This is a genomic window from Kitasatospora sp. NPDC003701, assembly GCF_053587085.1.
Window position 1 is genome coordinate 35,716 of sequence record NZ_JBSFNM010000048.1, and the last position, 14,630, is coordinate 50,345.

General features: G+C 72.8%; 14 protein-coding genes. 7 read left to right on the plus strand and 7 right to left on the minus strand.

The window, feature by feature from the left end:
- Position 1: 1 nt before the first annotated feature.
- Together ACWDRR_RS32510 and ACWDRR_RS32515 are read right to left on the minus strand one after the other, a co-directional pair.
- Positions 2–1,627 (minus strand): dolichyl-phosphate-mannose--protein mannosyltransferase, encoded by a 1,626-nt coding sequence (locus tag ACWDRR_RS32510; RefSeq protein WP_449775845.1) that lies wholly within the window; start codon positions 1,625–1,627, stop codon positions 2–4.
- A gap of 151 nt (positions 1,628–1,778) precedes the next feature.
- Positions 1,779–3,074, minus strand: coding sequence for an MFS transporter (locus ACWDRR_RS32515; RefSeq protein ID WP_449775846.1), 1,296 nt, complete (start codon positions 3,072–3,074; stop codon positions 1,779–1,781).
- Positions 3,075–3,232: 158 nt separating this feature from the next.
- On the opposite strand from ACWDRR_RS32515, the gene ACWDRR_RS32520 reads away from it, so the two are divergent.
- Positions 3,233–3,793, plus strand: coding sequence for a MarR family winged helix-turn-helix transcriptional regulator (locus ACWDRR_RS32520; protein ID WP_449775847.1), 561 nt, complete (start codon positions 3,233–3,235; stop codon positions 3,791–3,793).
- Positions 3,794–3,992: 199 nt separating this feature from the next.
- Here the strand turns inward: ACWDRR_RS32520 and ACWDRR_RS32525 are convergent, their stop codons facing one another.
- The 3 genes from ACWDRR_RS32525 to ACWDRR_RS32535 form a co-directional block, all read right to left on the minus strand.
- Positions 3,993–5,813, minus strand: coding sequence for a glycosyl hydrolase family 18 protein (locus tag ACWDRR_RS32525; RefSeq protein ID WP_449775848.1), 1,821 nt, complete (start codon positions 5,811–5,813; stop codon positions 3,993–3,995).
- A gap of 300 nt (positions 5,814–6,113) precedes the next feature.
- A complete protein-coding gene (locus ACWDRR_RS32530; RefSeq protein WP_449775849.1) occupies positions 6,114–6,758 on the minus strand; it encodes a hypothetical protein in 645 nt (214 codons plus the stop codon).
- A gap of 202 nt (positions 6,759–6,960) precedes the next feature.
- Entirely contained in the window at positions 6,961–7,521 is a 561-nt protein-coding gene (locus ACWDRR_RS32535; protein WP_449775850.1) for a DoxX family protein, read from the minus strand.
- A gap of 200 nt (positions 7,522–7,721) precedes the next feature.
- On the opposite strand from ACWDRR_RS32535, the gene ACWDRR_RS32540 reads away from it, so the two are divergent.
- The gene (locus tag ACWDRR_RS32540; protein ID WP_449775851.1) at positions 7,722–8,357 is read left to right on the plus strand and encodes a MarC family protein; all 636 of its coding nucleotides are present in this window, start codon (positions 7,722–7,724) and stop codon (positions 8,355–8,357) included.
- A gap of 101 nt (positions 8,358–8,458) precedes the next feature.
- Here the strand turns inward: ACWDRR_RS32540 and ACWDRR_RS32545 are convergent, their stop codons facing one another.
- Positions 8,459–8,893: an Lrp/AsnC family transcriptional regulator gene (locus ACWDRR_RS32545; protein WP_449775852.1), complete on the minus strand. Its 435-nt coding sequence runs from the start codon at positions 8,891–8,893 to the stop codon at positions 8,459–8,461.
- Between the two features lie 235 nt (positions 8,894–9,128).
- Between ACWDRR_RS32545 and ACWDRR_RS32550 the strand changes: the two genes are divergently transcribed.
- The 4 genes from ACWDRR_RS32550 (at position 9,129) to ACWDRR_RS32565 (ending at position 12,679) form a co-directional block, all read left to right on the plus strand.
- Complete coding sequence (locus tag ACWDRR_RS32550; RefSeq protein ID WP_449775853.1) at positions 9,129–9,959, plus strand: tryptophan 2,3-dioxygenase; 831 nt, start codon at positions 9,129–9,131, stop codon at positions 9,957–9,959.
- A gap of 26 nt (positions 9,960–9,985) precedes the next feature.
- The gene (gene kynU, locus ACWDRR_RS32555; RefSeq protein ID WP_449775854.1) at positions 9,986–11,212 is read left to right on the plus strand and encodes a kynureninase; all 1,227 of its coding nucleotides are present in this window, start codon (positions 9,986–9,988) and stop codon (positions 11,210–11,212) included.
- A 70-nt stretch (positions 11,213–11,282) separates the two neighbouring features.
- Positions 11,283–11,918, plus strand: a complete 636-nt coding sequence (locus tag ACWDRR_RS32560) for a TetR family transcriptional regulator (protein ID WP_449775855.1) — start codon at positions 11,283–11,285, stop codon at positions 11,916–11,918.
- Positions 11,915–12,679 (plus strand): glucose 1-dehydrogenase, encoded by a 765-nt coding sequence (locus ACWDRR_RS32565; RefSeq protein WP_449775856.1) that lies wholly within the window; start codon positions 11,915–11,917, stop codon positions 12,677–12,679. Before ACWDRR_RS32560 ends, ACWDRR_RS32565 begins: the two co-directional genes overlap by 4 nt.
- A gap of 136 nt (positions 12,680–12,815) precedes the next feature.
- Here ACWDRR_RS32565 and ACWDRR_RS32570 read toward each other — a convergent pair whose 3' ends face one another.
- Positions 12,816–13,760, minus strand: a complete 945-nt coding sequence (locus tag ACWDRR_RS32570) for a hypothetical protein (RefSeq protein ID WP_449775857.1) — start codon at positions 13,758–13,760, stop codon at positions 12,816–12,818.
- Positions 13,761–13,823: 63 nt separating this feature from the next.
- Between ACWDRR_RS32570 and ACWDRR_RS32575 the strand changes: the two genes are divergently transcribed.
- Positions 13,824–14,462: a TetR/AcrR family transcriptional regulator gene (locus ACWDRR_RS32575; RefSeq protein ID WP_449775858.1), complete on the plus strand. Its 639-nt coding sequence runs from the start codon at positions 13,824–13,826 to the stop codon at positions 14,460–14,462.
- Positions 14,463–14,630: the final 168 nt, after the last annotated feature.

Genomic DNA, 14,630 nt, shown 5'->3' on the forward strand with positions numbered 1-14,630 from the left:
CTCAGATCCAGCTGGTGAACCACATCCGGTCCTGCCAGGACGTCATGGGGATCACCTCCGCCGTGTAGAGCGGGTAGAAGAAGGCGAAGCAGGCCACGATCGCCAGCACGATCAGTCCGGCCCCGGCCGCACCGATCCGGCGCCGCTCGGGCGAGCAGCCCGGCGGTCCGACCATCGCGCCGAGCATCTGCGCGACGGCCAGGCAGAGGAACGGCACCAGCACCACCATGTAGAAGGAGAAGACCGTCCGCTCCTGGTACTGGAACCAGGGCAGGTAGACGCCGGCGACGCCGCACAGCACCGCGCCCGAGCGCCAGTCCCGGCGGAAGAACCAGCGCCAGAGCAGGTAGACCAGGGCGAAGCAGGCCGTCCACCAGAGCAGCGGGGTGCCGAGGCCGAGGATCTGCGCGGCGCAGCCGCCGGAGGCCGTGCAGCCGTGCTGCCCGTTCGGCACCTGCTCCCAGTACATGGAGACCGGGCGGCCCTGGACCAGCCAGCTGAACGGGTTCGACTGGTAGGTGTGCGGGGTGCTCAGGCCGGTATTGAAGTCGTACATCTGCGCGTGGTAGTGCCAGAGGCTGCGCAGCGGGGCCGGCACCCAGCCCATCGGGACCTGCGGCAGCGGGACGCCGAGGAAGCTGTCGGCGGAGAGGCCGGCCCGGTTGTCGGCCCAGTGCCGGTCGTACCCCCCGGCGTTCCGGCCGCCGGCGGCGAGCCAGCCGGCCCAGGAGCCGACGTACACCACGAGGGCCGAGCCGACCATGGCGAGCAGGGCGGGCAGCGCGTCCCGGCGCAGCATCGAGCGCCAGGGGCGGCGGGCGCCGGCCCAGCGGCGTCCGGACTGGTCCCAGAGCACGGTGAGCAGGCCGAAGGCGGCGAGCACCATGACGCCGTTCCACTTGACCGCGCAGGCGGCGCCGAGGGCGACACCGGCGGCGATCCGCCAGGGGCGCAGGCCCAGGCGGATCCGGTCACCGTCCGGCTCTCCCCCCTCGCGGGCGGACGCCAGCCGGGCGCGGGTGCGGTCGCGGTCGATCAGCAGGCTGCCGAAGGCGGCGAGGACGAAGAACATCTGGACGCCGTCCAGCAGGCCGACCCGGCTCATCACCAGCTGGAGGCCGTCGACGGCCATCAGCAGGGCGGCGGTGCAGCCGATCAGGGTGGAGCCGAAGAGCCGGCGGCCGATCCGGGCCAGCATCAGCACGGTGACGGTGCCGAGCAGCGCGGTCATGAACCGCCAGCCGAAGGGGTGCAGGCCGAAGCCCCACTCGCCCAGCGAGATGACCCACTTGCCGAGCGGCGGGTGGGCGATGAACTCGGGCGCGGAGGTGAGCGGGATGCGCTGCGGCACGCCCAGGATGTCGGCGTTGGCGCTGTCCGGCCAGGTGCCCTCGTAGCCCTGCTCCAGCAGCGACCAGGCGTCCTTGGGGTAGTACGTCTCGTCGAAGACGAAGGCGTTGGGGTAGCCGAGGTTCCAGAACCTGAGCAGTCCGGCGAAGAGCGCCACGCCGATCGGCCCGAGCCAGCCGGCCCGTTCGGCCACCCACCGCGGCAGCCCCCGACGGGCCGGTGCGGGGGCTGCGGGGGCCGCTGGTGCGGGTGGGTGCGTGAGCGCCGCTTGCGTCATTGCCTCGCCGATTCGCCTGTCTCGCCTGTGCCGGCCGGGGCCGGGCAGTCAACAGCCACTGACACTATGTGCCGGTGGTCGCGAATCCAAGCGCGACGGGCGCCGTCCAGGTGACCTGGACGGCGCCCGTCGCCGCATGTCAGGGCGGGCGTCACGCGGCGGTCTGCAGCTCCCGGACCGGGAGCGGCGTGCGGACGACCGCCGGGGCGGCGTTGTCCTGGACGGCCGTGAGGTACGGCCGCAGCCGCAGCGCGAGGACCACGATCAGCACGGTGGACCCGGCCATCGCCGCCAGGTAGAGCGGCCAGGTGCCGGAGCCGACCAGCAGCACGCCGACCGCCGGGCCGACCGCGATCGCGACCTGCTTCACCAGGGCGTACCCGGAGTTGTAGGTGCCGAGCAGCCGGGCCGGGGCGAGATCGGCGACGATCGGGCCCAGGGTGGGGGCGAGCAGCGACTCGCCGACGCCGAACAGGGCGTAGATCGAGACGATCGCGACCGTGGCGGCCATGGTCTCGGTCCGGATCAGACCGGCCACCAGGGCCATCGCCCAGGCGCCGAGCCAGACCACGCCGGCCGCGGCCATCGCGGTGGTGCGCCGGCGGCGGGCGGTGATCCGCACCATGAACATCTGCAGCACCACGATGGTCAGCGCGTTGGCGCCGATGGCGATGCCCAGGGTGGAGGGCGCGGTGCCGACGGTGTCGGTGGCGAAGGCGGCGACGCCGGACTCGAACTGGCCGTAGCAGGTGAAGAAGATCAGCCCGGCGAGCACGCAGAGCCGCAGCATCGCCTTGTCGGCGACCAGCGCGCGCAGGCCCTGGGGCCCCTGCGCCGCACCCTGGAGCAGGACCGGGGCGGCGTTCGGGATCCGGGCGCTGCCGGTGACCAGGGCCAGGCCCAGGAAGGTGACGGCCTCGATGGTGAACAGCCGGGTCAGGCTGGCCGGGTCGGCGACGTTCACGATCTGGCCGCCGACCAGCGCGCCGATGCCCATGCCCAGGTTGATCAGGGTGAACTGCAGCGCGAAGGCGTGCGACCTGGTCGCGGCGGTCGAGCAGCGGACGATCATCGTGGCGAGCGCCGGCTGGCAGGTGGTGACACCCGCGCCGAACAGGAAGGAGGAGACCAGCAGCGCCGGGGTGCCGGTGGCGTGGCCGAAGGCGAACGCGCCGGTAGCGGCGAGCGCGGCGCCGGCGAGCAGCACCGGGCGCGGGCCGTACCGGTCGATGCCGCGGCCGGTGAAGGGGAGCACGGCGAGCGCGGCCAGCGCGAAGACGGTGAACACCATCCCGGCGGCCAGCGAGCCCAGGCCCCGCACCTGGTCCACGTACACGAACATGTACGGCATCGTGAATCCGCTGCCGAACGCACTGAGCGCGTTGCCGATCTGGACGCGGCGCAGCGGGCCGCCCGCCCCATGACGCCGCTGCCTCTGCTGCTTCACCGTGCCGGTCACCGTGCACACCCCTTCGCTGGTTTTCGCTGGATACTCTTAAGTCCAGAAGATTTAAGGCCTAAAGTCTGCCGATATAAAGTCTTAGCACCGGAAGAGTGTGGAGTCAAAGGCTTAAGGCGTGCACCCCACGTGCGACACTGGTCGGCATGACAGCAGACAAGCCCGCGACGGCCGCCCCCGACGAGCTGGGCATCGCCGAGCAGGTGGCCGTCTACCAGCGGGAATTCCCCACCGTGGACCCGCAGGTGGAGACCATCGTGCAGACCCTGTCCCGGGTCGCCCGGCGGATGGGGGTCGCCTACAGCCGGCAGCTGACTGTGCTCGGAATCACCTCCGCCGAGTGGGAGGTGCTGAAGGCCCTGGTGGTCGCCGGCAGCCCGTACCGGCTCGGACCGGGCGAGCTGGCCAAGCGGCTCGGGCTCACCCCGGCCGCGATGACGCACCGGATCGACCGGATGGTCGCCGAGGACCTCGTCACCCGGGAGCGGGACGAGACCAACCGGGTCCGGGTGATCATCGAGCTGACCGAGACCGGCCGCGACAAGTGGCTGGAGTCGATGCGGATGGCCGCCGTCTTCGAGGAGGAGCTGCTCCAGGACGTCGTCGGCGAGGACCGCACCGTGCTGTCCGCGATGCTGGCCCGCATGCTGCGCCGGATCGAGGAGAGCCAGCCCGACGCGCTCGGGCGCACCGACGACCTGGCCTGAGGCCGATCCGGGTCGGGCGGCCCGCAGACGTGGAAAGTCCGGCCTGCCGGGGGGTCGTCCCCCGGCAGGCCGGACTCGTCTGGCGCGAGGGTCCGTCAGGCCCTCGGATGGTTCAGGTGCTCAGGTGCTCGGGCACTCAGGTGCTCGGGTGCCGTGGTGTTCTGGTGTTCTGGTGCTCGGGTGTTCGAGCGGTACGGCCTCAGCAGGGGCCGTTGTCGGTCCAGACGCCCCACTGACCGGTGGTGGTGGGGTCCTCGCCCTTGGTCCACCACTTGTTGGTGTAGTAGTGGCCCTTCCAGGACACCTTGGTCGAGGTGGCGTAGGTGGTGGCCGCGTCCCAGCTCGGGGCGGCGGAGCAGCCGGCCGGAGTGGTCGGGGTGGCGGTCGCCGTCGGGGTGGCGGTCGGGGTCGCGGTGGCGGTGGCCGTCGCGGTCGGGGTCGGCGTGGGGGTCACCGTCTGGGTCGGGGTCGGGGTGGGGCTCGGCGCGGCCGGGCAGGCGGCGGCGGAGCCGTTGGTGGCCTCGACCATCTTGTCGAACAGCGCGGTCTTGGTGCCCAGGTCGTACAGCGAGAAGGCGAAGGAGCCGCCGAGGCCGTTGCAGTGGGCGTAGTCGACCTTGGCCTGGATCGACCGGGCGTCCTCGCCGCTCCAGAAGGTGGTGCCGTCGTAGAAGTACGTGGTCTTCGCCGTGTCGTCCCAGAAGGTCCTGGCCGGGTTGTCGACGAAGCCCGCGAGCTCCTTGTACATCTGGATGCCGGGGACGTTGCCGGACATCGCCGCGCCGGCGGCCGCGCCGGTGGCGGGCTGGAAGAGGCCGTTCTTGCCGTTGTTCTGGACGCCGGTCCAGCCGCGGTAGTAGAACGGGACGCCCACGTTGATCTTCTTGGCGGGGAAGCCGCCCGGGATGCCGTAGTCGGTGTCACCGGCGGTGTACGCCTTGATCGCGGCATCGACCGAGTACTTGCCGTTGCCCGGCTTGGCCGGGGTCATCGGGTCGTCCGGGCCGGAGTAGATCGGGGCCTGGTGGTTGGTCGGGCCCTTGGCGTCCCACGCACCGTGCATGTCGTAGGTCATGATGTCCAGGAACGTGAGGTACTGACCGATCTTGTCGGTCTCCACGTTGCGGATCTTGTCCTGGCCGGCGCCGACGGCCGCCGCGGTGGCGTAGGTCTTGCCGTCGATCTTGCCCTGGGCGTCCAGCTGCTCGCGCAGCTCCTTCAGCAGCAGGGTGAAGTTCTGCTTGTCGTTCGGGCTCTCCAGGTTGCCGGTGTGGCCACCGCCGCCCGGGTACTCCCAGTCGATGTCGACGCCGTCGAAGATGCCGGCCGCCGAGCCCGGGCCGCCGTAGCCGGCGTCCGTCGGCAGGTTGCCCTTGATGAACATGTCGATGCAGGACGAGACCAGCTTCTTGCGCGAGGCGTCCGTGGCGGCCGCCGCCGAGAAGTACTTGGAGTACGTCCAACCACCCAGCGAGATCAGGATCTTGAGGTTGGGGTTCTTCGCCTTCAGCTTCTTCAGCTGGTTGAAGTTGCCCGCGATCGGCTGGCCCCAGACGTCGCCGACGCCGTCGACCGAGATGTCCGGACCGAAGCTCTTCTGGTAGTCGGCGAACGCGTCACCCGCACCGTCACCCGCGTTCGGGTTGTTGTCGTCCTGGCTCGCGGCCTTGGTGGCCTCGAAACAGTTCAGGTTGGTGGGGTGGATGTTGGCGAACGAGTAGATCAGGTAGTCCAGCTTCCCGGCGACGCCGGTGTCCTGGATCGTCTTCGGGTAGTACGCGTTCGCGTAGATCGACCACTGGTCGAAGTAGGCGACCTTGATGCCACCGCTGGTGGCGGGCGCGCCGGTGGAGTTGGTGACGGCCGCGCTGGCCGAGGCGCCACCGGTGAGGGCGAGGCCCGCGCCGAGCAGCAGGGAGGCGGTCGTGCCGACCGCGAGGGCGGCCAGGCTCTTCGGGCGCCGGCGGCGGCCGCCCTCCTGAGCCGGGGTCCCGGCCCTTTCGATACGTGAACGGAGCATGGGTGCGTGACTCCTGGTTGTGGGGGATCCGCCGTGCCTGGCGGGCTCGCACGGGGTGGGGCCGCGCGACCAGGGCATGACAGAACGGGGGAAGGGAATCGAGCGGGAACATGCCTTTGACGGACACCGGGATATGCCGAACCGGCGCCCGCGGCCACAGACCGCTGACGCCGGTTCAGGGGCTCCCTGCACCTGTGGATTAAAATGGACTAGACCAACTCCCCCGTCAAGGGGTGATGTTGAGCCTTGAGTCGCCCTTAAGGTTGCGCCCCCGCCGCACCGACCCCGCTGACCTGCGGATCAGTACCGGACCGCGTTGGCCACCACGACCTTGACCGTGCCGGAGAGGTCGCGGTTGCTGCGCGCGGTGGCCTGCGCACTCTGCCCGGCGGCCACGTCCGGGACGGTCACCGCCGTCGCGTCCAGCACGTTGCCGGAGTCGTCGGTGAAGTTGACCTGGATCACGTACTTGTTGGACTGCTGCTCGTGGTTGCTGACGGTGAGCGTCGCCTCGGCCTTGCCGTCCGAGGCGATCGTCACCGAGCCCGCGGTGACGTCCCCCTTGGCGTCCAGCCCGCCCTTGACGCCCGCGATCGCGGAGGAGGCCGCCGCCTCCGCGGAGGAGGCCGCCGAGGCCACGGCCGAGGACGCCGCCGAGGCGAGCCCGCCCGCGGCGGAGGACACCGCCGAGACGGCGGCGGAGGCGGCGGCCGACACTCCCGACTGCACCGCGCCGGCGGCCGAGGAGACGGCCTTGCTCGCCGTGCTGTCGGAGGAGCAGCCGGCCAGCGCCGTCGCACCCAGGACGGCCGCGGCCAGCGCGCCGGCCACGGCCCGGCGCGGGCGGCGGACCACCGGGGCGGTGACGTCCCGGGCGGTGGTACGGGTGGGGCGGCTCGCCCCGGTCGACGGCTGGCGGTCCATGGTGTCCTCGTTTCTGCGCATCGTCTCCGCGCTCCGTTCCCGCGCTTCGGCGGCTCCGCGCTCCGGCTCGGCGCCGGGCTGCCCGGCACACCTCACGCCCACCCTCCGAGGCCCCGGCCGGGGCCGCCAACAGGGCTGATGCATCCGGGTGAGGACCGGCCCCGGGCCACGTCGCGGCGGTGCGGGCACCGGCTCCCGGTGCCCGCACCGCCGCAGGGCGGTTTCAGGACAGCCCCGAGCCCTCCTGCGTCTGCGCCTCCACGGCGGCCCGCTCCTCGCGCAGCCGCACCACGTGCCGGCGGCGGGCCACCACCCCGTACGCCGAGGCCGCGCTGGCGGCGAACGCCGCCAGGCCCACCCACGGCTGGTCGAAGGCGTGGCCGGTCAGGTGGTCGAGCGAGTACCGCCCCGGGCCCGCCAGGCCCAGGGCCAGCCCGGTCGCCCCCAGGAACGCCGGGTACTCGTAGCCGCCCGAGGTGACGAAGAAACCGGCCGGGGCGTGCACCGCGACCGCGCCCGCCATGGTGCCGGCCACCACCGCGCCGGCCGCCGGGGTGGCCAGCCCGGCCACCAGCAGGGCGCCGCCGCCCGCCTCGCCGATGCCCGCCGCCAGGGCGCTCCGGCGGGCCGGGTGGAAGCCCATGTGCTCCATCGCCTTGGTGGTGCCCTCCAGGCCGCCGCCACCGAACCAGCCGAACAGCTTCTGGGTGCCGTGCGCGATCAGCACCCCGCCGACGGCGCCGCGCAGGGCCAGCAGGCCGAGATCCTTACGGTTCAGACACATGTCGAGTCCTCGTTCCAGCGGAGGTGATCCGGCTTCCATAGGAGCCGAAAGGGCGACCCGGTTCGACCCGGGACCGCCAACCGGGCGAACCTCGGACCACCGAGGAATAAGGGCCCGACGGCCACCGCGATCCTCGACACGCCGCCGCACCGAGGGCGTGGCGGCCGAACCGCGCCGATCGCCCCGACCATGCTTGGCCCATGTTCGTCTTCAACCTGAGCAGCGCGTTCATCGCCTTCTTCGCCGTGGTCGGCCCGCCGAAGGTCCTGCTGTCCTTCGCCCGGCTCGCCGCCACCCGCAGCACCCACGAGCTGCGGCGGCTGGCGGCCTGGAGCTCGCTGATCTCCGCCCTCATCGGCCTGGTGCTCGCCTACAGCGCGGACTTCGTGACCTCGCTGTTCCACATCAGCGACCAGTCGCTGCAACTGGCCGGCGGGACGATCTTCTTCGTCTACGCCGTCGCGCTGGTCCTGGGCATCCACCTCGGCACCGGCTCCGGCGAGGACGACGACCACCTGCCGAACCCGATGGTGGACGGCCTCCGCGAACTGCTGCTCCCGTACGTCGCGAGCCCGCTCGCGGTCACGGCGGTGCTGGTGGGCTCGCTCAGCAAGGACGACTGGGGCTGGCGGACCACCATCGTCGGGGCGTACGTCGCCGTGGTGGTGATCAACTACATCTGTGTGGCGCTGCTCGCCCCGCTGATGCAGCGCACCCACCGGACGTCACTGGAGGTGCTCTCCCGGCTGCTCGGGCTGCTGCTGGCGGCGGTCGGCGTGGAGCTGTTCCTGAACGGTCTGGCGGAGCTGGGCCTGCACCTGCCCGAGGCGCACTGAGCCGGCGCGCCGCAGGAGGCGGGCGCGGGCATCAGGGGGCCGGGATCAGGAGGCCGGGGTCAGGAGGCCGGGGTCAGAGGGTCGGGCTCAGGGCGCCGGGGTCAGGGCGCGACCACCGGCCGCCAGGGCACCGGGCTGGAGAGGATCATCGAGCTGGCCGGCTGCCCGTACCCGCCGAGGCGGTCGATCAGCTCCTCGAAGGCGGCCATCGCGGGCACCGCGACCAGCAGCACGCAGCAGGCCCCGCCGGTCACCCGGTGCAGCTGGAGCACCTCCGGCCACCGGGCCACCTCCGGATCGCGCAGCACGCAGCGCGGGCCGTAGCACTGGAGCTGGACCAGCGCGGTGATCGGCAGCCCGGCCCGGGCGGGGTCGACATGGGCGTGGTAGCCGCTGATCACCCCGTCGGCCTCCAGTCGGCGCACCCGTTCGGCGACGGCGGGTGCGGAGAGGCTCACCCGGCGGGAGAGTTCGTTGTACGAGAGCCGGGCGTCGGCCTGCAGCTCGGCCAGCAGGCGGCGGTCCACTGCGTCCATGAGGGCTCCCGGCGGGGTTGATCGACTGGCTGGATCCCGCTCTTTTGCGATCGTAAAGAGATCGGCGGGAAGACCTCTCGATCGACAGGCCCGGATGCGGTTGCCGTGCCCGGTGCCCATTCAACCGGGGCCGGTGACCGCCGCACAATGGGGCCCCGGCCGCGACGATCCAGCAGACAGCCGGGTCATCGGGCGGGCGGGGCACCCGCCGTCCGGGTCTTCAGGAGGTAGCGGGATGGGGCACGACACGGTGGAGACACCCAACCTGTCGTTCGGTCGGGGCGGTGAGCCGGGCCGGGGCACCCCCTACGCCCGGTACGCGCGCCTGGAGGAGCTGCACAGCCTGCAGCAGCCGCTCAGCAAGGTGCCGGCCGAGCTGTCGTTCATCGTCACCACCCAGGTCATGGAGCTGCTCTTCGACCTGCTGCGGCAGGAGTGGACGCTGGCCCAGCAGGCGCTGCGCGAGGACGACCTGCCGGCCGCGCTGGCCGCGCTGCGGCGCGGCACCCACGTGCAGAACGTCCTGGTGGAGTCCTGGGACCTGCTGGCGACCATGACCCCGCAGGAGTTCAACGCCTTCCGCTCGGTGTTCGGCGAGGCCTCCGGGTTCCAGTCCTCGGCCTTCCTGCACCTGGAGTTCCTGCTGGGCAACAAGAACGCCGCCCTGCTGCGGATGTACGACGAGGCGCCGGACACGCGGGCCGAGCTGAGCGAGGCGCTGCGCGCCCCCGGCCTGTACGACGACGCCCTGGCGCTGCTCGCCCGCCGCGGGCTGGCGGTGCCGCACGAGCCCTCCGAGCAGCGGCACCGGGCCGATCCGGCGGTGGAGGCGGCCTGGCGGCAGGTCTACACCGACCCCGCGTACGCGGCCCTGCAGCCGCTCGCCGAGACGCTGCTGGACGTCGCCGAGCGGGTCACCCGCTGGCGCCAGCGACACCTGGCCTCGGTCAAGCGCGCGATGGGCGCCAAGCCCGGCTCGGGCGGCTCCAGCGGCCTCACCTGGCTGCGCAAGGCCGCCGAGCAGGACGTGTTCCCCGAGCTGTGGACCGTACGGGACGAAATGTGAGCGAGAGAGTGGGCAGGACGTTGGGCATGATCACGCGCGAGGACTGCGCGGCGCTGGACGCCGTCGACCCGCTGGCGGGTTTCCGCAAGGAGTTCACCCTGCCCGAGGGCGTCGTCTACCTGGACGGGAACTCGCTCGGCGCGCTCCCGGCCCGCACCCCGGAGCGGGTGCGGCAGGTGGTCGAGGAGGAGTGGGGCCGCGAGCTGATCCGCAGCTGGAACGAGGCCGGCTGGTTCGAGCAGCCGTACCGGCTGGGCCGGCGGATCGCGCCGCTGATCGGGGCCGGCCCGGACGAGGTCGTGGTCTGCGACACCACCTCGGTCAACCTGTTCAAGGTGCTGACGGCCGCGCTGCGGCTGCGCCCCGGGCGGCGCACGGTGCTCGGCGACGGCGCGGCCTTCCCGACCGACCTCTACATCGCCGAGGGCGTGACCGAGCTGTTCGAGGGCGCGCGCAGCGTGCTGGTCGCGCCCGAGGAGCTGGACCGGCACCTGGACGCGGACGTCGCCGTCGTCGTCCTCTCGCACGTCGACTACCGCACCGGCGAGCTGCTGGACATGCCCGGGATCACCGCCCGGGTGCAGGCCGCGGGCGCGCTGATGATCTGGGACGTCTGCCACTCGGTGGGCGCGCTGCCGGTCGAACTCGGCGCGAGCAACGCGGACTTCGCGGTCGGCTGCACCTACAAGTACCTCAACGGCGGCCCCGGCTCGCCGGCCTTCCTGTACGTGGCGCAGCGTCACCTCGCGGCCGGCCCGCGGCAGCCGCTGAGCGGCTGGTTCGGTCACGCCCGCCCGTTCGCCTTCGAGCCCGGGTACGACCCCAAGGGGGGCATCGGGCGGTTCCTGACCAGCTCGCCCTCGCTGCTCGGCCAGGCCGCGCTGGGCGCGAGCCTGGACGTCTGGGAGCGCGCCGACCTCGGCGCGGTACGGGCGAAGAGCCTGGCGCTGACCGACCTCTTCGTCTCGCTGGTGGAGGGGCTGGAGGGGATCGAGGTGGTCACCCCGCGCGAGCACGCCCGGCGCGGCAGCCAGGTCGCCCTGCGGCACGCCGACGGCTACCCGGTGGTGCAGGCGCTGATCGAGCGCGGGGTGATCGGGGACTTCCGGGCACCGGACCTCATGCGCTTCGGCTTCACCCCGCTGTACCTGTCCCACGTGGAGGTCTGGGACGCGGCGCGGCAGCTGGCCGAGGTGCTGGAGACCGGCGAGTGGCGGGCCGAGCGGTTCGGCCGGCGCGGCGAGGTCACCTGAGCTCCCCGCCACCGGGTGGTCACCGCGGCGCGGCTTGCCGTTAATAATGCCCAGCATTAAAGTCGTCGGTATGGCAAGGACGTCGGCGGGCCACGAGACCCGCGAGAAGCTGCTCCGGGCGGCGGAGGAACTCTTCGCCGCCCGAGGCGTGGAAGCCGCCCTGACCAGGGACATCACCCGGCTCGCCGGGCAGAGCAACCCCTCCGCCGTGCAGTACCACTTCGGCTCCCGCGAGGGCCTGCTCGACGCGATCATGGCCGGCCGCCAGGAGCGCACCGAGCAGGCCCTCGCGCCGTTGCTGCCCGGGCTCGACTCCGCCGGCCCGGCCGGACTGCTCGGCGCGCTGGTCGCGGCCGAGGCCACCGAGCTGCGCACCGAGCGGGGCCGGCACTGCCTGCGGATCTCCGCCCAGGTCAGCCACAGCAGCGGCGTCCGCACCCGGACGCCGCACCCGACGCTGGCCGGCGGCGGCTACTGGCGGCTGATCGAGCTGATCGAGGACCGGATCCGGTCCGTGCCGGAGCCGATCCGGCTGGAGCGGATCGACCTGACGCTCACCCTGATCGGAGCGGCCCTGGCCGACCGCGCCCGGCAGTACCTCACCGGGACCACCCCGCTGACCGACGAGGAGACCTTCCTCGCCGACCTGGTGACGATGTCCGCCGCCATGCTCTGCGCACCGATCCCCCCGAGGAGCACGTCATGAACGACCTGACCGGCAAGACCGTCATCATCACGGGCGGCGCCCGCGGCCTGGGCGCCGAGGCCGCCCGGCTCGCCGTCGCGGCCGGCGCCCAGGTGGTGATCACCGACGTGCTGGAGGCGGACGGCAAGGCCACCGCCGCCGCGCTCGGCGACCGGGCCAGGTTCGTGCGCCACGACGTGACCTCGGAGGAGGACTGGCAGCACGTGGTCGACTTCGCCGAGGCGGAGTTCGGCGCGGTGCACGGCCTGGTCAACAACGCCGGGATCGCCACCGGTTCGCTGCTCGTGGACGAGAGCGTCGACCACTTCCGCAAGGTGGTGGACATCAATCTGACCGGTGTCTTCATCGGGATGAAGACGATCGTCCCGGCGCTGCGTTCGGCCGGCGGCGGCTCGATCGTCAACATCTCCTCGGCGGCCGGCCTGATGGGCCTGGCCCTGACCGCCGGCTACGGCGCCTCCAAGTGGGGCGTCCGCGGCCTGTCCAAGATCGGCGCCGTGGAGCTGGGGGCCGAGCGGATCCGGGTCAACTCGGTCCACCCCGGCATGACCTACACCCCGATGACCGCCTCCGTCGGCATCCGCAGCGGCGAGGGCAACTACCCCAACACCCCGATGGCCCGGGTCGGGGAGGCCCCCGAGATCGCCACCGCCGTCGTCTACCTGCTCTCGGACGACGCCTCCTACGTCAACGGCGCCGAACTCGCCGTCGACGGCGGCTGGACCACCGGCCCGACGGTCAAGTACGTCATGGGGCAGTAGCCCCCCGGTGGTGGGCGCAGTAGCCCCGGTGGTGGGCGCAGTAGCCCCCGACGGCGGGCGCAGTGGCCCGGCGCCGAGCGGCCCCGCACCCGGCGGGCGGGCGCGGGCCGTTCGGCGCCGGCGGTCACCGCACGGGTCACCGCACGGTCAGCTCCCCGACCAGCCGCCGGTAGACCTCGAAGGCCGGCTTGCGGGTGTAGTCGTCCCGGAGCAGGCCGAACCCGTCGAAGGCGCCGGTGCCCGCGCTGTCCGCGTCGCGCAGGCTGAAGAAGGCATAGCCGTCGATGGCCAGTTCGCCCGCGAGCCCGACCACCGTCCGGACCACCTCCTCGACCACCTCGGCCTGCCGCGCCTCCGTCCGGTCCGGCCCGGTGGGCCAGCCGTGCTCGCAGATCCTGATCGGCACACCGGGGCCGATGCCCGCCTTCGCGACGCTCTCCCGCCGGAAGCCGGTGAGCACCGCGCCGACCACCTCGGCGAGGCGGTCCGGCGGGACGGGCCGGAAGACGTCGGGGAAGAAGTCCAGGCCGACGTAGTCGAGCGCCCGGTGGAAGCGCTCGTCCGCGAGCGCGCCGAGCTCCGCCCAGAAGGTGTCGGCGGGATCGAAGCTCAGCACCGCGTTGAACCCGACCGCGAGGTCGAGGCCACGGGCGAGCGCCTCCTCCTTGGCCGCCACCACCCCCTGGACCAGCGCCCGGCGGACGTTGGGCGTACTGCCGTCGAGCGCCGGGCGGTCGGCGTTGGGCTCCTCGCAGATCTGCAGGGTCGCCACCCGGTGCCCCTCCTCCCGCACGGTCCGCCGGACGAAGTCCAGCCAGCCGTCGAGGCTCCCGGTCGGGTCGCGGAACTGGAGCACCAGGTCGAGCCGGCGGCCCTCGACGGCGTAGCGCTCCGGTTCGGCCGGGGTGCCGGGACCCTCGGGGTACGGGCGGTAGGCCCGCACCAGCAAGGTGGGTGCCTCGCCCTGGAGTTCACGCAGGGCCGCCTCGATCAGCGCCGGGTCGTCGGGGCTGACGGGTTCGATCACGCCGATGTCGTCGCCGAGCAGACCGCCGGGATAGATGCCGAAGGTGAAAGTCATGCGGTTACCGTAGCCCAGATTTTTGGTGTCACTGCAAATTTGGTGCGGCACTATGATTCCCTCATGGGACTTCGCGAAGCCAAGAAGCAGCAGACCCGGACCCTGCTGGCCGACACGGCGATGGGGCTGTTCGTCGACCGCGGGTTCGAGCAGGTCACCGTCGCCGAGGTGGCCAGGGCCGCCGGGGTCTCGGCCAACACGGTGTTCAACTACTTCCCGACCAAGGAGGACCTCTTCTTCGACCGGCAGGACGCGGTGATCGCCCACCTGGCGACGGTGGTACGGGAACGGCCGGCGGGGGTCTCGGCCGTCGAGGCGGTCCGGGCCGACCTGCTGGCCGGGCTCGCGGTGGGCGAGCCCACCTTCGGGCTGAGCGCCGAGGCGGCGGTGTTCTGGCGGGTGGTCGCGGAGAGCCCCGCGCTCCGGGCCCGGCTGCTGGAGCTGGGCGAACGCGCCGAGGCGGCGCTCGCGGCGGCCCTGGCCGAGGAGTCGGGAGCCGGCCCGGACGACCCGCTGCCCCGGATCCTGGCGGGCGCCGTCGCGGGGGCGCACCGGGCGGTCATGGCGGAGATCCGGCGGGGCATCGTGGCGGGCGTGCCGGCCGAGACCGTCCGGGCCCGCGTCGAGGCGGCGGCCGAGGAGGCCTTCGGCCTGCTGGGGTCGGGGCTGGACCGGCTCCCGGCCGGGCCGGCGACGCGCTGAGCGCACCCGACCGGGGCGGCGGCTCGCGGGCGGCGAGGCGCCGGCAGCGGCGGGCGGACACGACGGCGGCGCGCGGCGAGCGGGAACGGCGGCTGGACGGCTGCCGGACACGGGCAGGCCGCCCGGTCGGGTGACCGGGCGGCCTGACGGAGGTTCGGCGCCAGGGCG

Excerpts from the sequence above, each read along its gene's own strand:
- ACWDRR_RS32510 (WP_449775845.1), bottom strand. The coding sequence starts at position 1,627 with ATGACGCAAGCGGCGCTCACGCACCCACCCGCACCAGCGGCCCCCGCA.
- ACWDRR_RS32520 (WP_449775847.1), top strand. The coding sequence starts at position 3,233 with ATGACAGCAGACAAGCCCGCGACGGCCGCCCCCGACGAGCTGGGCATC.
- ACWDRR_RS32525 (WP_449775848.1), bottom strand. The coding sequence starts at position 5,813 with ATGCTCCGTTCACGTATCGAAAGGGCCGGGACCCCGGCTCAGGAGGGC.
- ACWDRR_RS32530 (WP_449775849.1), bottom strand. The coding sequence starts at position 6,758 with ATGCGCAGAAACGAGGACACCATGGACCGCCAGCCGTCGACCGGGGCG.
- ACWDRR_RS32535 (WP_449775850.1), bottom strand. The coding sequence starts at position 7,521 with ATGTGTCTGAACCGTAAGGATCTCGGCCTGCTGGCCCTGCGCGGCGCC.
- ACWDRR_RS32540 (WP_449775851.1), top strand. The coding sequence starts at position 7,722 with ATGTTCGTCTTCAACCTGAGCAGCGCGTTCATCGCCTTCTTCGCCGTG.
- ACWDRR_RS32545 (WP_449775852.1), bottom strand. The coding sequence starts at position 8,893 with ATGGACGCAGTGGACCGCCGCCTGCTGGCCGAGCTGCAGGCCGACGCC.
- ACWDRR_RS32550 (WP_449775853.1), top strand. The coding sequence starts at position 9,129 with ATGGGGCACGACACGGTGGAGACACCCAACCTGTCGTTCGGTCGGGGC.
- kynU (WP_449775854.1), top strand. The coding sequence starts at position 9,986 with ATGATCACGCGCGAGGACTGCGCGGCGCTGGACGCCGTCGACCCGCTG.
- ACWDRR_RS32560 (WP_449775855.1), top strand. The coding sequence starts at position 11,283 with ATGGCAAGGACGTCGGCGGGCCACGAGACCCGCGAGAAGCTGCTCCGG.
- ACWDRR_RS32565 (WP_449775856.1), top strand. The coding sequence starts at position 11,915 with ATGAACGACCTGACCGGCAAGACCGTCATCATCACGGGCGGCGCCCGC.
- ACWDRR_RS32570 (WP_449775857.1), bottom strand. The coding sequence starts at position 13,760 with ATGACTTTCACCTTCGGCATCTATCCCGGCGGTCTGCTCGGCGACGAC.
- ACWDRR_RS32575 (WP_449775858.1), top strand. The coding sequence starts at position 13,824 with ATGGGACTTCGCGAAGCCAAGAAGCAGCAGACCCGGACCCTGCTGGCC.